At 44.2% G+C, this 19,866-nt stretch carries 14 protein-coding genes; 10 read left to right on the forward strand and 4 right to left on the reverse strand.

Annotation, left to right across the window (positions count from 1 at the left end; genetic code table 11):
* The first annotated feature begins 236 nt into the window (after positions 1-236).
* The 4 genes from KQI91_RS04480 (at position 237) to KQI91_RS04495 (ending at position 5,998) form a co-directional block, all read left to right on the forward strand.
* Positions 237-1,268, forward strand: a complete 1,032-nt coding sequence (locus KQI91_RS04480; protein ID WP_216391667.1) for a PD-(D/E)XK nuclease family transposase — start codon at positions 237-239, stop codon at positions 1,266-1,268.
* Between the two features lie 547 nt (positions 1,269-1,815).
* On the forward strand, positions 1,816-2,703 hold the full coding sequence (gene garR / locus KQI91_RS04485) for a 2-hydroxy-3-oxopropionate reductase (RefSeq protein ID WP_216391668.1): 888 nt from the start codon (positions 1,816-1,818) through the stop codon (positions 2,701-2,703).
* A gap of 142 nt (positions 2,704-2,845) precedes the next feature.
* Complete coding sequence (locus tag KQI91_RS04490; protein WP_216391669.1) at positions 2,846-4,765, forward strand: sigma 54-interacting transcriptional regulator; 1,920 nt, start codon at positions 2,846-2,848, stop codon at positions 4,763-4,765.
* 12 nt (positions 4,766-4,777) lie between these two features.
* The gene (locus KQI91_RS04495; protein WP_216391670.1) at positions 4,778-5,998 is read left to right on the forward strand and encodes an NAD(P)-dependent oxidoreductase; all 1,221 of its coding nucleotides are present in this window, start codon (positions 4,778-4,780) and stop codon (positions 5,996-5,998) included.
* Here KQI91_RS04495 and KQI91_RS04500 read toward each other — a convergent pair.
* The gene (locus KQI91_RS04500) at positions 5,995-6,912 is read right to left on the reverse strand and encodes a LysR family transcriptional regulator (protein WP_216391671.1); all 918 of its coding nucleotides are present in this window, start codon (positions 6,910-6,912) and stop codon (positions 5,995-5,997) included. The two genes, KQI91_RS04495 and KQI91_RS04500, sit on opposite strands and share 4 nt — an antisense overlap.
* A 736-nt stretch (positions 6,913-7,648) precedes the next feature.
* Between KQI91_RS04500 and garD the strand changes: the two genes are divergently transcribed.
* The 6 genes from garD to yiaK all read left to right on the forward strand — a co-directional run bounded on the left by garD (position 7,649) and on the right by yiaK (position 15,520).
* Positions 7,649-9,157, forward strand: coding sequence for a galactarate dehydratase (gene garD / locus KQI91_RS04505; RefSeq protein ID WP_216391672.1), 1,509 nt, complete (start codon positions 7,649-7,651; stop codon positions 9,155-9,157).
* 382 nt (positions 9,158-9,539) lie between these two features.
* Positions 9,540-10,868, forward strand: coding sequence for an enolase C-terminal domain-like protein (locus tag KQI91_RS04510; RefSeq protein WP_216391673.1), 1,329 nt, complete (start codon positions 9,540-9,542; stop codon positions 10,866-10,868).
* A 247-nt stretch (positions 10,869-11,115) separates the two neighbouring features.
* A complete protein-coding gene (locus tag KQI91_RS04515) occupies positions 11,116-12,513 on the forward strand; it encodes a GntP family permease (protein ID WP_216391674.1) in 1,398 nt (465 codons plus the stop codon).
* Between the two features lie 69 nt (positions 12,514-12,582).
* A complete protein-coding gene (gene garR / locus KQI91_RS04520; protein WP_216391675.1) occupies positions 12,583-13,473 on the forward strand; it encodes a 2-hydroxy-3-oxopropionate reductase in 891 nt (296 codons plus the stop codon).
* Between the two features lie 81 nt (positions 13,474-13,554).
* Entirely contained in the window at positions 13,555-14,445 is an 891-nt protein-coding gene (locus KQI91_RS04525; RefSeq protein ID WP_216391676.1) for a dihydrodipicolinate synthase family protein, read from the forward strand.
* Positions 14,446-14,512: 67 nt separating this feature from the next.
* On the forward strand, positions 14,513-15,520 hold the full coding sequence (gene yiaK, locus KQI91_RS04530; protein ID WP_216391677.1) for a 3-dehydro-L-gulonate 2-dehydrogenase: 1,008 nt from the start codon (positions 14,513-14,515) through the stop codon (positions 15,518-15,520).
* A 56-nt stretch (positions 15,521-15,576) separates the two neighbouring features.
* Here the strand turns inward: yiaK and KQI91_RS04535 are convergent, their stop codons facing one another.
* The 3 genes from KQI91_RS04535 to KQI91_RS04545 all read right to left on the reverse strand — a co-directional run bounded on the left by KQI91_RS04535 (position 15,577) and on the right by KQI91_RS04545 (position 19,857).
* Complete coding sequence (locus KQI91_RS04535; RefSeq protein WP_216391678.1) at positions 15,577-16,653, reverse strand: CdaR family transcriptional regulator; 1,077 nt, start codon at positions 16,651-16,653, stop codon at positions 15,577-15,579.
* A gap of 21 nt (positions 16,654-16,674) precedes the next feature.
* Positions 16,675-18,591, reverse strand: a complete 1,917-nt coding sequence (locus KQI91_RS04540) for a GGDEF domain-containing protein (protein ID WP_216391679.1) — start codon at positions 18,589-18,591, stop codon at positions 16,675-16,677.
* Between the two features lie 144 nt (positions 18,592-18,735).
* On the reverse strand, positions 18,736-19,857 hold the full coding sequence (locus KQI91_RS04545; RefSeq protein ID WP_216391680.1) for a glycerate kinase family protein: 1,122 nt from the start codon (positions 19,855-19,857) through the stop codon (positions 18,736-18,738).
* Positions 19,858-19,866 lie beyond the last annotated feature (9 nt).

Below are 19,866 nucleotides of genomic sequence, written 5' to 3' on the forward strand. Positions count from 1 at the left end.
TCTTACATTCCAATATAAAAAAACAGCAGGGCAACTGCAAAACAAACAAATGCCAATACAATTTGACGGGGACAGGGGAAGTCCCCCAGTAATTTGTCGAACGATTCCTCTTGGAATTAAAACCAGAATATGTTAATCTAAAAACATCTTATAAAATATTTCTGATAAATTCTTTTGCTTCTGCTCAGAAGCACTATTCCATGAATATTGTTTATATTTGGATAAGGAGTTATTTGATGAACACCAAATTAAAACAATACTTTCAAATGATACATACAAAAGAAGAAATCTTTCAGGAAATTGAAAAAAATGTAAAACTAACAGAAGAATTCTATAGCTGGCGCGAAGAACAACGAGAGGATTTCCTGGATTTCTGTACAGGAGTCAAAGGCGTGAAAATGCTGTATGATTCTTTTTTTAAAGAAATCATGAATCCCGAAACCGTACCAGAGCGGCCGGAAGACTTTTTGAGTGTTCTTTTACAGAAAAAAGTAAAAATTGTCGAGGTACTGCCGGGAGACAGCACAAGACTTGCCGATGAGCAGTCACTGCTTATGATGGACATTCTGGTAAGGTTTGAGGATGGCTCTTACTGTAATGTGGAAGTCCAGAAAATAGGCTATGCATTTCCAGGAGAGAGATGCGCCTGCTACTCTTCTGATCTGTTATTGAGACAATATAAAAGTGCACGAAGCAAAAGAAAAAATGAATTTACGTATAAAGATGTGAAAGGTGTATATACAATTGTTCTGATTGACAAAAGTCAAGGAGAATTTCATAAATTTAAAGACATTTACAGACATGCTTTTGAACAAAAATCGGATACAGGACTCAAATTAAATCTGCTACAGAATTATGTTTTTATTCCGCTTGACATATTCCGAAAAACCATGGAAAATAAAGGCATAAGCAATAAACTGGATGCATGGCTGGCATTCCTGAGCATGGATTCTCCGGAAATGATTATGGAACTGTCCAACAAGTATCCAGAGTTTAGAGCAATGTATGAACATGTATATAACATATGTCAGAACGTGGAGAAGGTGATGGGTATGTATTCAGAAGAACTAAAAATCCTTGATCAGAATACGGTAAGATACATGGTAGACCAGATGCAGGAAGAAATAGACAGCCAGAAGAACCAGCTGGAAATAAAGGATAAACAACTTGAGTGGCAAGAGAAGGAACTGAAACAGCAAGGAAAACAATTGGAACAACAGGAGAAAGAATTACAGAAGTTACGCCGGATGCTTGCGGAAAAAGGATAAAATGGAGGCGGGTGCAAATGGCAAAATTCTTTAACGTAAATGGAAACTGTGATAATAAATTTTTGATAGAAGCTATGGTCTGATATAAAGCCACCCTATCCCAATTAAATAATAGAATGACAGAATAGCAGGATATCTTCTCCATGTGACTGTAGAAGAATCTTGCTATTCTTATATACTGCGATATTATTTATACGAAAAATTTATGACTTGAAACACCAGGAGAATTTTTCTAAGACTTCCATATAGAACAAAATTTTTGTCAAACACCCATCCCAGGGGTTGTCAGGGGACTGGCAAGTCCCTTGACGGTCTTCTTACTCTCCGAGCAAGAGAAAAATATTTCTTTACATTTCATAAATGAAACAACTATTTCATTTTCTGCAATAGTTTTATTATGTGATAAAAAAACATTTCATTTTTGATTCTTTTGCCAATAGAATTTTCCCCAAAATCTCGCTACAATAAGGACAGTTAGAGGTGCTGTGAACAGTAACCGATCAAAACATGTAAACGATATTTGCAGAAGAATCAGGAGGAAATAACAATGAAAGTTGGATTTATTGGACTTGGAATCATGGGTAAACCGATGTGTAAAAACCTGATGAAAGCAGGTTATGAAATGGTTGTTACCACACATAATAAAGAAACTCTGAAAGAAATGGAAGCACTTGGTGCAAAAACTGTAACATGTGGACGTGAAGTTGCAGAAGAAGCAGATGTGATCATTACTATGCTTCCAAACTCCCCACAGGTAAGAGATGTTGCACTTGGTAAGGGCGGAATCATCGAAGGTGCAAAAGAAGGAAGCGTTCTGATTGACATGAGTTCTATTGATCCTACCGAAAGTAAAGCAATCTCTGCAGAACTTGCAAAGAAAGGTGTAGATATGCTCGATGCACCGGTATCAGGTGGAGAGCCAAAAGCAATCGATGGAACCATTTCTGTAATGGTTGGTGGTAAAAAAGAAACATTTGACAAATACTATGATCTGATGATGGCTATGGCTGGTTCTGTAGTATATGTCGGACCGATTGGATCCGGAAATGTTGCAAAACTTGCAAACCAGATCATTGTAGCAGTCAATATCGCAGCTGTATCAGAAGCTCTTACTCTGGCTAAGAAAGCCGGAACTGATCCGGAACTTGTATACCAGGCAATCCGTGGCGGTCTTGCAGGATCAACCGTACTGGATGCAAAAGCTCCTATGATGATGGACAGAAACTTCAAACCGGGATTCCGTATCGAACTGCATATCAAGGATCTGAATAATGCTCTGAATGCAGGTCATGCAGTAAGCGCAGCTCTTCCTCTTACAGGAGAACTGATGGAAATCATGCAGTCCCTCAAAGCAGATGGACTTGAAAAAGAAGACCACTCCAGCATTGTGAAATTCTACGAAAAAATGTCTAATGTAACCGTTACAAGAGACTAAGTTCTAGTATATAATAAAGGTAAGGTTTTTGCTAACCACGAAGCCTCGACAGGTTGCCATGAGCCTGCCGGGGCTTTTTTGCTGCGGTGCATATCGAGAATGCGTCAGTGACGCGTCCGGGGACTGAGGAGGATCTTTTTATATGTCAAAAATAGCAATCTTACTTCCAAAAGAATATATGCTGGAACAGGCAAAACGTGTCATCGAGGAGGATGGTCTGGACATTGATATTCTGAAAGTGATCAAAACATCGGATTCTGTTTATGAGGCACGTCAGGCGGTAGAACTTGGTGCGGAGGTGATTCTTGCACGAGGTGTTCAGGCGGCGTTTATCCGACAGTATACCAATATTCCTGTTGCCGAGCTGACACTGACCGGTCAGGAGATCGGTCTGATGATCACCAGTGCAAAGAAAAAAGTGCCGGAGAAAAAACATCCGCGTATTGCATTGATCGGATTTCGAAATATGTTCAGTGACATGACTTATGCGGACGAGCTGTTTGATGTGGAATTGAAATTTTATAACATTACGGCAATTGAACAGGCAGCAGAAAAAGTAGACCTTGCGATCAAAGAAGGCGCGGATATCCTGATGGGTGGTGATACAGTTAATGCATTGGCTGCACAGAATGGTTTTCCGGGACAGTTTATTGATTCTACAGAAGAGTCCATTCGTTCAGCGATAACTGTTGCCAAAAAGATGATCCGGACCGCGGAAGCTGAGAAAAACTATATTGCACAGTTTGAGACTGTGCTGGATAACTCCTACAATGGAATTCTCGAGATCAATGAACAGAAACAGATTATGATCGTCAACAAAGCCGGAGAAGATCTTTTCCGTAAAAAAGCGGAAGAACTCCAGGGTACTGCACTGGAAAAAGTACTGCCGGAACTTGAAGCACGATATATTGATGAAGTGCTGAGCGGAAAACGTGATGCTTTTATGACTTCGGTCTATGTTCAGGGCATGCCGATGATGCTTACGGCAGCACCGATTCAGTATGAAAACCGTATCCGGGGCGCGATTATTTCTGTTTATCGAAATACATCTGTGCGCAAAAATATAAATACAGAAGAATTGCATTCACATTATCTGAAAGGCTATGTGGCACATGCACATTTTTCAGACCTGCGTATCAACAGTAAGGAGATGGAATACTGTGTAGAGCTTTCAAAGATGTATGCGCTTTCCAGAAGGCCGGTGCTGATCATCGGAGAAGAGGGAACAGAAAAAGAGATTCTCGCACAGTGTATTCATAACAACAGTTCATACAAAGCGGGACCATTTGTGACCATCAACTGCAGCGGTATGACAGAGCAGATGCAGATCGACCGTATTTTTGGAAATCCGAATGCAGAAGATGAGAGTCAGAAGAAAGGAGCTCTGGCAATCGGCGATCTGGGTACGATTCTGATCTCAGAGATTGAAAAACTGTCTCCGGTCTGCCAGTACCGTCTGTATCGTGCGATCCGTTACGATTCTCTGATCCAGAATGATCTGGAACGGAGCCAGACGCTGGACAATCGTATGATTGCAACGACAACGGAAGATCTTTATAAATGTGTGCAGGCAGGGACGTTCAGGGAAGATTTGTACTATCTGCTGAATGGTCTGGTTGTGGAAATTCCGCCGCTTCGCAAGCGTCAGGAAGATATTCGGATGATTGTAGAAGAAAACCGTGCAAAATTTACGAGACGTTATGCGAAATTTCCACGTATTGCAGAAGATGCGATGGAGACAATGCTTGCTTATCCGTGGCCCGGAAATGAGATCCAGCTGGAGACATTCTGTGAGAGAATGATGCTGACAACGCCCAAAAAGACGATCACCAGTGACTTTGTACAGTTTTTGCTGGATGACCTGTATCCGAGACAGGAACATAAAAGGGAGGACGGCACAACTGTGATCTATCAGCATCCGGAAGCGGCACGGCTCACGGAACTTCTGGAAAAGCATCATGGAAACCGTTCTGCAGTGGCAAAAGAACTGGGAATCAGTACGACGACATTGTGGAGACATATGAAAAAATATGGTGTGATCAATAAATATGATTTAACTTAAGGAGGAACCATTATGGCTATCCATATCATAGATGAGGCAAATCGCTGCCTGAACTGCAAGAAACCAAGATGTATGGAAGGCTGTCCGGTACACACACCGATTCCGCATATCATTCAGATGTTCAAAGAACATCAGGTAATGGATGCGGGAAAAGAACTGTTTCAAAACAATCCGATGTCTGTGATCTGTTCGATCGTCTGTGACCATGAGCAGCAGTGTGCAGGACATTGCGTATTGGGCAAAAAAGGAAATCCGGTGCATTTTTCCAGTATTGAAAATTATATTTCAGATACCTACCTGGACCGGATGAAGATTCAGGTTCCGGAAGAAAAAAAGAAACCGGTAGCTGTGATCGGAGCTGGTCCGGCGGGACTGACAGTGGCGATCATTCTGGCACAGCATGGATATAAAGTAACCATCTTTGAGCAGCAGGACAAGATCGGCGGCATTACCCGTTATGGCATTCCGGAATTCCGTCTGCCGAAATCCATTCTGGATCGTCTGGAGAAACAGATTCTTGCAATGGGCATCCGGATTCGTCCACATACGGCAATCGGAACGGTGCTGACGATCGATGATCTTTTCCGTGATGGTTATGCAAGCGTGTTCGTGGGCACTGGCGTATGGAAAGCACGAAATCTGGGGATACCGGGAGAATGTCTTGCAAATGTGCATTTTGGAATTGACTATCTGGAAAATCCGTCGGCATATGATCTGGGAGAAAAAGTTGCCATCATCGGAATGGGAAATGCCGCGATGGATGTTGCAAGGACCGCTCTTCGAAACGGAGCTTTGCAGGTGACATTGTATGCACGTGGAACACATGTGGCTGCCAACTCACATGAGATGGCATATGCAGAACTGGATGGAGCGCAGTTTGTATTTGGAAAGGCAATCGAGCGCATTACAGAAACCGGGCCGGTATTCAAGACTTCGATCATTGATGAGAATAACAAAGTTGTCGGATACGAAGAAGGTGAAGATCAGGTGGAAGCAGATTCCACGATCATCGCCATCAGCCAGGGACCGAGAAACCGCCTGATCCGAACTACGGTGGGACTGGAAGGCTCCGACAAAGGTCTTCTCATCGTAGACGAAAACGAAATGACAACCAGAGAGGGTGTTTTTGCAGCCGGTGATGTTGTGCATGGCTCCAAGACAGTCGTACATGCCGTCGAAGAAGCAAAGAAAGCCGCCGCCGCGATGATCGCGTATATGGAAAAAGAGAGTTAATAATCACTCCAGAATTCTGTGGCCAGAGATATGAAATCTCTGGCTGCTTTGCTTAAATAACGTTTTTTGTGAAAACAAGCCATTACATTCCAGCTAAGATTATCAGGAAGAGGGAAAAACTGTACATTTTTTTCATAACCTCTTGTGTAAAAGGATGGAATAAGCCCGCAACAGATTCCTGCATTAACCATTGTTGCAATGGTCGCGTTGCTGGATGTCTCAAAAAGTACATGAGGTTTAAATCCAGCTTCATGGAAGACATGATCAGTGATTCCGCGCAGAGTAGATTCCTGATAGGTTAAAATAAATGGTTCTTCTCTGAGGTCGTAGAGAGTTACAGGTATATCCTTGAGTTGAGCGCGGGTTTTATCGGGATGTATTGCAAATAAATATTTGATTGGAATACCTAGAAGAATCTTTTCGGATGCGAGCGAAACGTAACTCAGAGCAGACTTCTGCTGTTCCGGAACAAGTGTCACAAATCCCAGATCCAACTCACCGGATATCAGGAGTTCCTGCTGCTTTTGTACACTCAGTTCCCGCGGTGTGACCTGGATATTTGGATGCTGCCGGTGGAATTTCGGATATACATGTGAAAACATGGCAATGCCACGCCCAGGCGTAAAGCCAACACTGAGCTCCCCCTGCTGGATCTTTGCGAGATCATGAATCCTGTGATAAGTGTCCTTCTTCAGCAACAGCATTTCCCGCGCAGCCTTCAGATAAATCTCCCCAGCCTCCGTAGGATGCCAGTCCGTCCGCGAACGATGAAAAAGCTGTACACCGAGTTCCTTCTCAAGTTTAAGAAGCTGCTGGTTGAGCGCAGACTGCGTGATATAAAGCTTTTCTGCGGCACGCGTGATATTGTTTTCTTCTGCGATGGCGACGATGTATTGTAATTGACGTAAATCCATAAAAAACCTCCAGTTATTAAGATGGGGTGAGGGAAAATAGATAGTTAAAAAATGGTTTTGTTACGGCAGGGGAAAGAAGAATTATCCAAAGGCGGCTGTAATAGATATCTCATCCTTAAACGGCTTCGGTGTTAAGAATCTCTAAGTCATATACAGTCAGTAAAAGACATTCAGAAAAAATGCAAACTCGCCGATGGCTCAGACAGTGCATTTTTTCTTCATAAAACTGCCTGTATATAACTAAGAGATTCTAAAACCCCTGCAGATGTTTACGGACGAGATATCTATTCAGCTCGCCTTTTTACAGTCATACAGCTCTTTTTATGTTCTTCCCCTGCCTGGGATTTCAAACTTCAACTTTTTATTCTATTTACTTTTCCACCCACCCCGATTTGAAAAAACTTCCGGTCGTAGCGGCACGCGCCGCTTGTTCGCCCGGTCCATGAAGCTCCGCAATCCTACTTGCATATAAGCATGTTTGAAGTGTGAGAAAAAACAGAAAACATGAATTATAGAGAGTTGATATTGTGGGACGATTTAGGTCAGGAACTGTTAGGCTATGGAGTGTGCAACATCTGCATTACATTTCTGTTTTTCTTCTACTTCAAAACTTTATATCCATCATACCATATTTTACTATAATAAGAAATATTAAGAGAATTCTAATTACAATGAATTTTACTTATACAACCTCCCGCGTTATAATAACCTCAACAAAGCAAAGGAGGAATCCCAAATGTCACTCTTAGTAAAAGTGAATCAGTCAGACAACGTAGCCATCGCTGTCCAGCCTCTGTCCGCGGGATCTGAAGTGGAAGGTATCCACATCAATCAGGATATCCCACAGGCACACAAAGTGGCACTTGCTGACATTCCGAAAGGAAGCCCGGTCATCCGCTACGGCGTAATTCTCGGATACGCTATGAACCCGATCAAACGCGGCGACTGGATCAATGAATTCATGCTTGAACTTCCAACTCCGCCATCCGTAGATAATATGGAATTCGGCAAAAACATCGTCACAGATCTGCCTGAACCGCCAGTGACTACTTTTGAAGGATATGCGAATCCAGACGGCGGCTACGCAGGAACCAGAAACATCCTTGGAATCAGCACCACTGTACAGTGCGTAACCGGTGTCCTGAATGTAGCAGTCAAAAAAATGAAAGAAGAACTTCTTCCAAAATATCCAAACGTAGACGACATCGTTCCGATCAACCATGCCTACGGCTGTGGTGTGGCGATCAATGCACCGGAAGCAAAAGTTCCGATCCGTGCACTGCGCAATCTTGCAAAACATCCGAACTTCGGCGGACAGCTGATGGTAGTCGGACTTGGATGTGAGAAATTCACTGTACAGATGCTTCTTGATGAAGCTGACATCACTCCGGACAACGTGATCATTCTTCAGGAGAAGAAAGGCTTTGATGCCATAATCGATGCACTCATGGAAATGGCAGATAAGAAGCTTGCAATCCTGAATCAGAGAAAACGTGAGACCTTACCTCTTTCCAAACTCTGCATCGGTATGCAGTGCGGCGGAAGTGATGCATTCTCCGGTGTGACTGCAAATCCATCAGCAGGATATGCGGCAGATATGCTGGTAAAAGGCGGTGCGACCGTTATGTTCTCCGAAGTAACAGAAGTTCGTGACGGAGTTCATTATCTTGCAGAACGCTGTGTCAGTGCAGAAGTAAGGGACAAACTTGCATCAGAAATGCGCTGGTATGACCATTACCTTGCAGAAGGAAACGTAGACAGAAGCGCAAACCCGACACCTGGAAATAAAAAAGGCGGTCTTTGCAACATCGTAGAAAAAGCGATGGGATCCATTGCGAAATCCGGAACTTCACCGATCGTGGAAGTACTTTCTCCGGCAGAGAAACCGAGCAAACATGGTCTGATCTATGCGGCAACACCGGCAAGTGATATTGTCTGTGGCCCGTGTCAGCTGGCTTCCGGTATCACCCTGCAGGTATTTATGACAGGACGAGGAACGCCATACGGACTGGCAGCAGCTCCGGTCATCAAAGTCTGTTCACGAAATGAAATGAAGGCAATGTGGCAGGATCTGATCGATGTCAATGCAGGTCCGATCGCAACAGGTGAAGCTACGATTCAGGAGATCGGTACACAGCTGTTTAATAAGATCATTGCAGTGGCAAGTGGAAAAGATCAGTCGTTTGCAGAGAAATACAAACTCCACAACGATCTGTGTATCTTCAACCCGGCCCCGATCACCTGATATTATTACCCCCTACACATATATGAAAAGAGACACCAGTACTTTGATTTCAGGTACTGGTGTTTTCTTTTTATCACTATAGTTAAAAAAATATCAATTAAGAGCCGGATTTTATATTTAAGAAGAAAGATTTTCATTTATTTTTTATGAGATTCCAATAAAAACCACAAAAAATGAAAAAAGTGAAATAAAATGCAAAACAAATGAAACTATAATATTTCAAAAAATGCAAGATTCATTCATGTATAAAAAATGACGATCCTTTCTTGGGTATTCTGCGAATTGAACAAAAACCAGGATTGTTTATAATGAAGTACATACAAAACAAACAAAGAAAAACATTGAGGCCGCAATGATTTCAAATATTTTAGGAGGAAGAAAAATGATACCTGTTGTAGAAAAAATGGAAGTTTTCCCGGTAGCCGGACATGACTGTATGGAATTAAATCTTTCCGGTGCACATGCACCTTACTTCACAAGAAACATCGTCATCCTGACAGATTCAAACGGTGTGGAAGGTGTTGGAGAAGTTCCGGGAGGAGAGAAGATCACAAATGCACTTGAGCAGGTAAAAAATCTGGTAATCGGAACAAGCATTGCAGATTACAAACAGACACTCAACAAAGTACGTAAATGGCTGGATGAAAATATTAAAGATGACGTGCGTGGATTACAGACATTCGACCTTCGTACAGGAGTACATGTAGTAACTGCAATCGAAGCACCGCTCCTTGACCTTCTCGGAAAATTCCTGGATGTGCCGGCAGCTGCACTGATGGGTGATGGAATCCAGAGAGAAAGAGTTCAGTTCTTAAGCTACCTGTTCTACATTGGAGACCGTAAGAAAACAGATCTTCCATATGAAGAAGAACCGGATGCAGAATGTGACTGGTACAGACTTCGTCATGAAGAAGCACTTACTCCGGAAGCGATTGTTGCACTTGCAAAAGCAACCCATGAAAAATATGGTTTCGTAGATTTCAAACTCAAAGGCGGCGTACTTGCACCAAAGGAAGAGCTGAAAGCAGTTCAGGCAATTAAGAAAGAATTCCCGGATGCAAGAGTTGACCTTGATCCGAACGGATGCTGGAGCCTCAAAGAAGCACTGGAGATCGCTCCACAGCTGAAAGAATGCCTGGCTTACTGTGAAGACCCATGCGGTGCTGAAAATGGATTCTCCGGACGTGAAGTTATGGCAGAGTTCAGACAGCTTTCCGGAATGCCGACAGCGACCAACATGATCAACACAGACTGGCGTCAGATGCATCACTGCCTGTCACTGCAGAGCGTAGACATCCCGCTTGCAGATCCACATTTCTGGACCATGAACGGTTCTGTTCGAGTAGGCCAGATGTGCAACGACTTCGGTATGATGTGGGGATGTCATTCCAATAACCACTTCGATGTCAGTCTTGCAATGGTTGTACAGTGTGCAGCTGCAATTCCTGGAAAGATGAACGGAATCGATACTCACTGGATCTGGCAGGAAGGACGTGAACGTCTGACAAAACAGCCGATGGAAATCGTTGACGGATGCATCGATCTTCCAAAGAAAGGCGGTCTTGGCATCGAAGTTGACCGTGAACAGGTTCTTAAAGCACATAAACTTTACATGGACAACTGCCTGGGAGCACGTGATGATGCAAAAGGTATGCAGTATCTGATCCCGGGATGGAAATTCGACAACAAACGTCCATGCCTTGTAAGATAAAAAATATGATGAGGGTCTGGTAAAACAGAGTTACTGTTCACTATGTTCACAGTAACTTGGTCAAAATGCATTCCAAATCACCGTTGGTGATGGCATTTTGCCCTGTATGTCTCGGGATTTTGCCACATTCATGGCAAAACACCTCGCGGGATACTACCTGTGAACAGTTACGAAACAAAATTCCCCCCGGCCCCTAAAAACTTTAGTGAATGAATATGAATATATGGAAAGAGTATGAGGAAAAAATATGTCTGAATCAACAAGAATGTTATTAGGACTGGCATTAGGTATCATCGTAATGATCGTCCTGGTAATGAAAACAAAAGTACATTCCTTTATGGCACTTCTGATTGCAGCCATGATCACAGGAATTATCGGCGGAATGCCGATCTCAGATATTACCCTCGCTGATGGCACAACACAGACTGGTCTTATCACAGCCATTCAGGAAGGTTTTGGAAGCACATTAAAGAGTACCGGTATCATCATCGGTCTTGGTGTTATGATGGGCGGTATCCTGGAGAAATCCGGAGCCGCAGAAAAAATGGCTTACAGCTTTATCAAGCTGATCGGTCAGAAAAACGAAGAATGGGCGCTGGCAATCACAGGATGGTTCATTTCCATTCCGGTATTTGCAGACTCGGCAATCGTTATCTTTGCACCTCTGTGCAAGGCAATGTCAAAAGTAACCGGTAAATCAGTTGTCGGTCTTGCACTTTCACTGGCAGTCGGACTTCAGCTGACACACTGTCTGGTACCTCCGACACCTGGCCCGCTGACAGCAGCCGGAATGTTCAATGTCGATGTAGGACAGATGATCATCGGTGGTGCATTGATCTCCATCCCGATGCTGATCGTAGTAGTTTTCTATACAAAATGGATCGGAAAGAAAATCTATCAGGTTCCGAATAACGAAGGCGGATTTGACAGAAAAGAGTTCAAACAGGAATACATCAAATCCATGGACGAACTGAATGCAATGATGGATGCAAAACAGCTTCCTGGCTTCTGGGTATCTGTAGCACCGATCTTCATTCCGATCATCCTGATCCTTCTCAAAACTGTACTTGGTTTTGCAGGCATCAGCAATGATGTGATCAATTTCCTCGGATCTCCGATCGTAGCTCTTGGAATCGGTACACTTCTTGCAATCTACGGACTTGTTCCGAAGGAAGATAACAAAGCTGTTCTTAAAATGATGGACGATGCCATCAAAGATACCGGTATCATCATGCTGATCACAGGTGCCGGCGGATCTCTTGGAAACGTTGTAAAAGTAAGTGGTATCGGTACTGCTCTTGGTGAAATGGTAACATCCTGGGCACTTCCGGCAGTTCTGATCCCATTCATCATCGCAGCACTTATGAGAATCGCTCTCGGATCTGCAACCGTTGCAATCACAACTGCAGCATCCCTTTCCGCACCACTTATGAGTGTTTTAAGCATCAGCCCGCTGCTTATGTCCCTGTCCTGTTGCGTAGGTGCAATTTCCTTCTCTTACTTCAACGACAGTGGATTCTGGGTATTCAACGGAATGTTCGGTCTGACAGAGCTGAAAGACCAGGTACGATGCAAGACAGCCGTATCCATGATCATGTCAGCAGTCGGTGTAGTGGAACTTTTGATCGCACAGTTCTTTATATGATAATTCAAACCTGAAATAAATTACGGATTCCGAACTTATAAAATATAACATCAGAAAAGGAGATTTATTATGAAAGTAGGATTTATCGGACTTGGAATTATGGGAAAACCAATGAGCAAAAACCTGGTAAAAGCAGGACATGAGCTCGTAGTATTTGACTTCAATAAAGATGCAGTAGCAGAACTGGTTGAGGCTGGTGCAAAAGCTGCAAACAGCAGTGCAGAAGTAGCAGCTGAATGTGACACGATCATCACAATGGTTCCGAACTCCCCACATGTACGTGCGGTATGCCTCGGAGAAAATGGTGTTTCTGACACTGCAAAACCAGGAACAGTCGTAATCGATATGAGCTCCATTGACCCGGTAGAATCCAAAAAGATCGGTGCAGAACTTGCAGAAAAAGGAATCGAACTGATGGATGCACCGGTATCCGGTGGAGAACCAAAAGCAATCGACGGAACACTTTCCGTTATGGTTGGTGGTAAAAAAGAAACATTTGACAAATATTATGATCTTCTGATGACAATGGCAGGTTCTGTTGTATATGTTGGGGAACTTGGTTCCGGTAACGTTGCAAAACTTGCAAACCAGGTAATCGTAGCAATCAATATCGCAGCGGTATCTGAAGCTCTGACACTGGCTAAAAAAGCCGGCACAGATCCGGAACTTGTATATCAGGCAATCCGTGGCGGTCTTGCAGGATCTACCGTACTGGATGCAAAAGCACCGATGATGATGGACCACAACTTCAAACCGGGATTCCGTATTGAGCTCCATATCAAAGACCTGAACAATGCACTGAATGCATCTCATGCAGTAAATGCATCCCTTCCGCTGACCGCACAGTTAATGGAGATCATGCAGTCTCTCAAAGCTGACGGATGCGAAAAAGATGACCACAGTGCAATCGTAAAATACTATGAAAAAGCTTCAAAAGTTTCTGTAGAAAGAGACAAATAAGAGACTGTAGAAAGATAAGTCGTTACTGTGAACGGAGTGAACAGTAACGACTGAGTTAGAAAAGAGAAGGAGGAAAAAATAATGGGATTCGTACCAAGAGGAATTATTCCACCAATCATTACTCCGCTTACTGACGACGGAGAAGTAAATTATCCAGTTTTAAGACAGATGGTAAATCATCTGATCGACAATGGCGTGCACGGTCTGTTTCCGCTCGGAACAACCGGTGAGTTTTATGCATTTGATGATGATACATATCGCAAGATCCTTGAGACAGTAAAAGATGAGACAAGAGGACGTGTTCCGGTTTACGGTGGTGCAAACCATATCACTACAAGAGGTGTCATCCGTCTTGTTAAGATCTGTGAAGAGGTTGGAATTGATGCAGTTTCCGTACTGACACCGATGTTTGTATCACAGACTCAGGATGAGCTGTATGCTTATTACAAAGAAATTGCAGAGAATACATCACTTCCTATCATTCTTTACAACAATAAGCCAAAGACAAATGTAACCATTACACCGGCAACAGTTGCAAGACTGGCTGAGATCGACAACATCGTTGCAGTAAAGGACAGTACCGGTGACATGACAAATGCGGCAGAGTACATCCGTCTGACAAGAGACAATGACAATTTCCACGTACTGATGGGAAGAGATACTCTGATCCATGCAGCTCTCTGTTATGGTGCAACAGGTGCGATTGCATCCTGCGCGAACGTAGCTCCACGTATTGCTGCTGACATTTATGACAAATACATGGAGGGAGATCTCAAAGGATCACTGGATGCACAGTTTAAACTGGCTCCGCTCCGTATCGCATGCGGTATGGGTACTTTCCCGGCGGTTATCAAAGAAGGACTTGTACAGGAAGGAATTCCGGTAGGAAAATGCCTGGCTCCGATCGGTGAGCTGACACCGGAAGAGAAAGAGAAACTTCATAAAGTTCTGGTTGATATGGAACTGGTTTAATGTAAAATAAGGACTGTTTACAGATACGATAAATATCTCCCACAAAATAAAAAGGCAGGAATGTGCTATGCGAGTTTTCTATGAAGAAATGAAAGAAAAGTTACAGAGCATTCTTGTGAAAAATGGTTTCGATGAGAAACGTGCAGAGGAATCGGCGAAGAATTTTGCCGATTCTTCTTTAGATGGAGTCTATTCTCATGGTTATCAGCGTTTTCCAAGAGTGATTGATTATATTCACAAAGGGTATATAGATGTAGAGGCAGTACCGGAAAAGATTGCCGGATTTGGTGCAGCAGAACGCTGGGATGGACATCTTGGAATGGGAAATCTCAATGCGAAGATGGCGATGGACAGAAGCGTTGAACTGGCAAAAACACATGGAATCGGTATGGTAGCGATGTCGAATACCAATCACTGGATGCGTGGTGGTGCTTATGGATGGCAGGCGGCAGAAGCAGGATGTATCGGAATCTGCTGGACCAATACCTGTCCGAACATGCCGGCATGGGGAGCGATGGATGGCAGGATCGGAAACAATCCATTTGTTCTGGCTGTCCCGGATCAGAATGGCAATCATGTGGTTGTTGATACTGCGATGGCACAGTATTCTTACGGAAAACTTTCCGTATGCAGACAGAATGGGGAACAGCTTCCTTATCCGGGTGGTTACGATGAGGAAGGCAACCTGACCTGTGATCCCGCAGCGATTGAGAAGACACGAAGAGTCGTCCCGATTGGTTACTGGAAAGGGTCCGGTCTCTCGATCGTGTTGGACCTGATCGGCGGGATGCTGACACTTGGCAGAACAGTAACAAAAGTAGGCAAAGAGTGCGAATCGGAATATGGTCTGACACAGGTATTTATTGCGATCCGACCGGAAGTTCTGAATCAGGATCCGGGTAAGGCACAGGAAATTCTGGACGAGACACTGAAAGATATCCAGGAGTCTGTTCCGGAGAAAGAAGGGAAAAAAGTTCGCTATCCGGGACAGGGAACACTCCTGCGACGCCGGGATAACCAGCAGAACGGCATCCCGGTCAACGAGGAAATATGGAAAAAGATATGTGAATTGTAAAATAGAAATCTCCGAAAGTATTTAAAACTTTCGGAGATTTTTGGGATAGATAGAAATTACATCTTCAATGCCAGATACAGCCGCACAGCATCCTGAAATTTCCGTGGATTATATCCGCATTTTTTATAAATATGATTGAGTTGATACTGAATCGTATTCTTATGCAAAAACGTCTCCTCGCAGGTTTTTTTGAGGGACATATCGCAGGAAAAGTAAATACGAAGCAATTTAAGGTCTTCCGGAGAAAGTTTATCGAGAGTTTTCTCCAGGAAGGCTTTTTTGTTGCGGGAATTTATGGAGGCGAGGATCAGTTCCAGATCCAGAGAGGAAGCCTCTGCGTAGTTTGTCCCTGTCGGAAGAGATTTCAGCGCGATTTCAGCAGAAAAGGCAGAATCGGCCAGATTGTGGATAAGTACAGGATTTCCCACAGCAATACACAGAGTGTCGATGTGTTTCTGTGCAAAATCAACCAGAATCTGGCGGCTGTGGTGGAAAACCTCTTCGTTGACGACCGCCAGATATTCATTTGGATAAACAAAAGTAAATAACTGGCAGTCGAGCCTGTAAAAAAGATTCTGGATTGCGGAGTCCAAGGAAGGAGAAAGAGACGGAGCATCTGTATCATTCAGCCTTAAACGCAACAACTGACAGGAGCTTTTTTCATTAAGTTTCCATTTGGCGAGATTTTCTCTGAGATAATCGGGATGAATATCTTCCTGTTCGATCAGTCCGCGGAGAATATAACTTTTCTTTTCTGCTTCATTCCGGTTAAAGGCATCCAGCTCTTTTTCACGGATCAGAAGGCGCGTGATCCGTTCGGCGAGCTTTGCGTATTTGCGTACTTCATCCGGGTTTCCCGTGATCCCAATTACTGCAATCAGCCGATGATTGTGGTAAACGGGGAGGTTAACTCCCTGCTGTGTGCCGGTAAAACGGTTATTTTCCCGCACCTCGATCACAGAACCACTTGCGGCAGCCTGCTGTCCGACCTCATGAAAGGTGCCGATGCGGTCTGCATCTGTGCTGGCAAAAATAATGCCGGAACAGTCTATAAAATTTACGTTCTGACCACAGAGATCGCGGACTGTATCCACAATCTGCTGTGCAAGGGTTCTTGTGATATAAGAGGTCATGTTTTACTCCTGAAGTTGAGATTATTCACGGGCTGCTTTGCGGGCCTTTTTTTCCGCGTACATTTTTTCGTCAGCAAGGTTGATATAATCATTCAGTGAAAAGATTGGATCGTCGGCAACGACATACCCGATGCTTGCTTCAATCGGGAAGGCCATGTGGCTGTTTTCAGACAACAGCCGCAGCGAACCGGCGATATGCTGCTTCAACTGTTCCATCTGTGTCTGACTGTAATTCGGAATCACGCATACAAATTCATCACCGCCATAACGCATGGAAACGGAGTTGAGCGGACACTGCTGGCGTATTACGGAAGCGATGCTGCTGATTGCCAGATTGCCCATATCATGTCCAAAATTATCGTTGATGTATTTCAAATGATCTGCATCGATAAACATGATGCCGACTGTCTGACCACCCTGGATATATTTCTGGAACATAGGAAGAGCAAGCTTTTCGTATGCCATCCGGTTATAAAGACCGGTCAGAGAATCATGAATATAAAGCTGTGAAAGCTGTTTGTTCTTTTTTCGAAGGATCAGTTTTCCGTAGAGAGCCTCAATGGAGGTGCGGAAAGTATTCAGTGTTTTGAACAGGAACTGATGCTCCACCAGATAGTCACAGTTTTTCAATACCAGATAACCAATCTCACGTTCACGGAAATGCACAGATGCAAAAAGATACACATGCGGTGTCTGTGCCTTTGTGGTATCGGAAATTTCAGAATCCGGCAGCAGATTTCCAAGCATCAGATTTAACTGCTGCGGGCAGGTCTTATCAGGCTGTGGATATACAACCGTCATAGAATCCGGATAACCAATACTTCGATAAAGATCATCCGGAATTTCCGGAAGAGAATCTACATTTTCCAGCAGAAAAATATCCGGGTTCATAAGCAGATACAGATTTCCGCAGTCGTGATCGAGAAGCCAGGTATGCAGGCGGCTGGCAAGTTCTGTGAATGAACTGCATTCCAGCAGAAAACGATCCAGTTCCATCATCCAGTCGAGCATGTTTCCATGGCGAACTTCTTCCATGATCTGGTTGGAAACATACTGACCGGGATCAGATGCTTCAGAGGAATGGCACTGACAGCTTTCCCGGTAAATATGACGGACGGAAGCAAATACCTGTTCGGCAGTTTCCCTGCCATCCCAGATATCAGTCAGGAGCTGCAGTGCATGGTACATGATATCTGTTTTGGAGAAATCTACCGTTGTGATTGGTGGGTCCAGATAAGCGGCTTTGGTATCGTTGTCAAATCCGGTCACAAGAAAATCGTTCGGAACAGAAAATCCGGCATCCCGGGCGGCGAGACAGATACCGGCCGCAATATTGTCGTTGGCACAGACAAAAGCATCTGGGAGAAGGTCTGCGGACTGGAATCTGGCAAAAGCCTGAAGTCCCGTCTCTACCTCGTAATCATAGCCTGTGACACGATTGGGTTCAAAAGGAAGATTGTGTTTCAGGAGTGTTTCTTTGTAGGCGAGGAAACGCTGCTGATTTTCGTAATTTTCAACAGGACCCCCGACATAGTTCAGTTTTCGACAACCATGTTCGGTGATCAGATGGTCGACCAGTGTACGGACAGCGGTGTAGTCATCAATTCCTGAATGATAGAGTCCCGGAACTTTTTCCAGAAGCGAGATGACCGGTACGGAAGCCTTCTGGGCAGCCATGATGATTTCTTCCTTGAGGATTTTGTCCGGAATCGTTGCGATGTCCAGAAGAATGGCATCAAAAGTGGAGAGATCCGGAAGCCGGGTGATGTTGTATTCCCCGGCATTGTAACTCTTGTCTTTACTGAAACTTCCAAAACTGTGAAAAACATAGAGGTCTGCCGGCAGATTCCGGTCGGCGGTATAACGACGATAGCCCCGGATCCAGGCGTAGGTGGCATAACGTGCCCGTGCGTCTGTAATAAGTGCTATTTTTTTCATAGTAAAACCCCGTTCCAATAGTATATTTGTGAACAGTATATCGAATTATGTGTGGAAATTCCAGTTTTTTATGTAAAAATGTACAAAAAAAGCACCGATTCTACGAATGAATCGATGCTTTTGAGAGAAGATGAAGAAATTGTGTCAGAACAGGCGGAAGACCTGTTCGGCCGCTGCAGTCATATTTGCCTTGGCAGTGGCAGGGTCCATGGCCTCTTCAAGGGTAGAGATTCCACGAACGATCGGGAAAAAGGCATCAATACCGGCTTTGTTGCAAGCGGTAGCTTCTTTGGTGACGCTTCCTGCGAAAGCGACGGTTTTGGCACCGTATTTCTTGCCGAGTTTGGCGACGCCGACAGGAGCTTTTCCCATGGCGGTCTGATGATCCAGACGACCTTCGCCGGTTACGACAACATCGGCATTTTTCATTTCATCCTCAAGATGTACAGCATTCAGGATAAGCTGGATGCCAGGAGTCAGTTCTCCGTTTAAGTAGCTTAAGAATGCAAAGCCAAGACCTCCGGCAGCACCGGCACCGGACGCATTCATATTGTTTTTGCCTGTGGATTCAGCAGTGACCCGTGCAAAGTTTTCCATGCCGGCATCCAGAACCGGGAGCATTTCAGAGGTGACACCTTTTTGAGGACCATAGATATAGGTAGCACCCTGAAAGCCACAGAGAGGATTCGTTACATCACAGGCAATTTTGAAAGAACACTGGGAGAGGAGTTCTTTTCTGTCAGATTCCTTTATTGCAGCAACTTTGGCAAGTGCCTGTCCGCCTTCTCCGACATCCTGTCCGCTTTTATCCAAAAATGTATAACCGAGAGCTTTCAGCATACCGATTCCACCATCGTTTGTGGCACTTCCGCCGATTCCGATGATAAAATTGCGGATTCCTTTGCTGATGGCATGTAGGATCATTTCACCAACACCGTAAGTGGTAGCGACCATAGGATTTTTCTGTTCGGAGATTGTGATTCCGGCAGCAGAAGCCATCTCCATGACTGCTGTATTGGTATCCTTCAGGTATCCATAATAGGCGTTGACCGGCTCGCGATAAGGTCCGGTAACGATGACATCGACACGCTCTCCATTGAGACCTTCGATCAGGGCATCTGTGGTTCCCTCACCGCCGTCGGCCAGTGGTTTGACGATTACTTCAGCATCTTTGTGTGCGGCAAGAACTCCTGCCTTAACAGCCATACCGGCTTCCATGGAAGTCATGCTTCCTTTGAATGAATCAACTGCGACAACAACCTTCATAATAAAAAC

The sequence above is a fragment of the Blautia sp. MSJ-19 genome (genome assembly GCF_018918125.1).
Lineage (GTDB): Bacteria > Bacillota > Clostridia > Lachnospirales > Lachnospiraceae > Blautia_A.

What these genes read in the sequence shown, in the direction of transcription:
- garR (WP_216391675.1), top strand. Translation starts at nt 12,583, where the DNA reads ATGAAAGTAGGATTTATCGGACTTGGAATTATGGGAAAACCAATGAGC.
- KQI91_RS04535 (WP_216391678.1), bottom strand. Translation starts at nt 16,653, where the DNA reads ATGACCTCTTATATCACAAGAACCCTTGCACAGCAGATTGTGGATACA.
- KQI91_RS04515 (WP_216391674.1), top strand. Translation starts at nt 11,116, where the DNA reads ATGTCTGAATCAACAAGAATGTTATTAGGACTGGCATTAGGTATCATC.
- KQI91_RS04490 (WP_216391669.1), top strand. Translation starts at nt 2,846, where the DNA reads ATGTCAAAAATAGCAATCTTACTTCCAAAAGAATATATGCTGGAACAG.
- KQI91_RS04500 (WP_216391671.1), bottom strand. Translation starts at nt 6,912, where the DNA reads ATGGATTTACGTCAATTACAATACATCGTCGCCATCGCAGAAGAAAAC.
- KQI91_RS04545 (WP_216391680.1), bottom strand. Translation starts at nt 19,857, where the DNA reads ATGAAGGTTGTTGTCGCAGTTGATTCATTCAAAGGAAGCATGACTTCC.
- KQI91_RS04510 (WP_216391673.1), top strand. Translation starts at nt 9,540, where the DNA reads ATGATACCTGTTGTAGAAAAAATGGAAGTTTTCCCGGTAGCCGGACAT.
- yiaK (WP_216391677.1), top strand. Translation starts at nt 14,513, where the DNA reads ATGCGAGTTTTCTATGAAGAAATGAAAGAAAAGTTACAGAGCATTCTT.
- KQI91_RS04495 (WP_216391670.1), top strand. Translation starts at nt 4,778, where the DNA reads ATGGCTATCCATATCATAGATGAGGCAAATCGCTGCCTGAACTGCAAG.
- KQI91_RS04480 (WP_216391667.1), top strand. Translation starts at nt 237, where the DNA reads ATGAACACCAAATTAAAACAATACTTTCAAATGATACATACAAAAGAA.
- garD (WP_216391672.1), top strand. Translation starts at nt 7,649, where the DNA reads ATGTCACTCTTAGTAAAAGTGAATCAGTCAGACAACGTAGCCATCGCT.
- KQI91_RS04525 (WP_216391676.1), top strand. Translation starts at nt 13,555, where the DNA reads ATGGGATTCGTACCAAGAGGAATTATTCCACCAATCATTACTCCGCTT.
- KQI91_RS04540 (WP_216391679.1), bottom strand. Translation starts at nt 18,591, where the DNA reads ATGAAAAAAATAGCACTTATTACAGACGCACGGGCACGTTATGCCACC.
- garR (WP_216391668.1), top strand. Translation starts at nt 1,816, where the DNA reads ATGAAAGTTGGATTTATTGGACTTGGAATCATGGGTAAACCGATGTGT.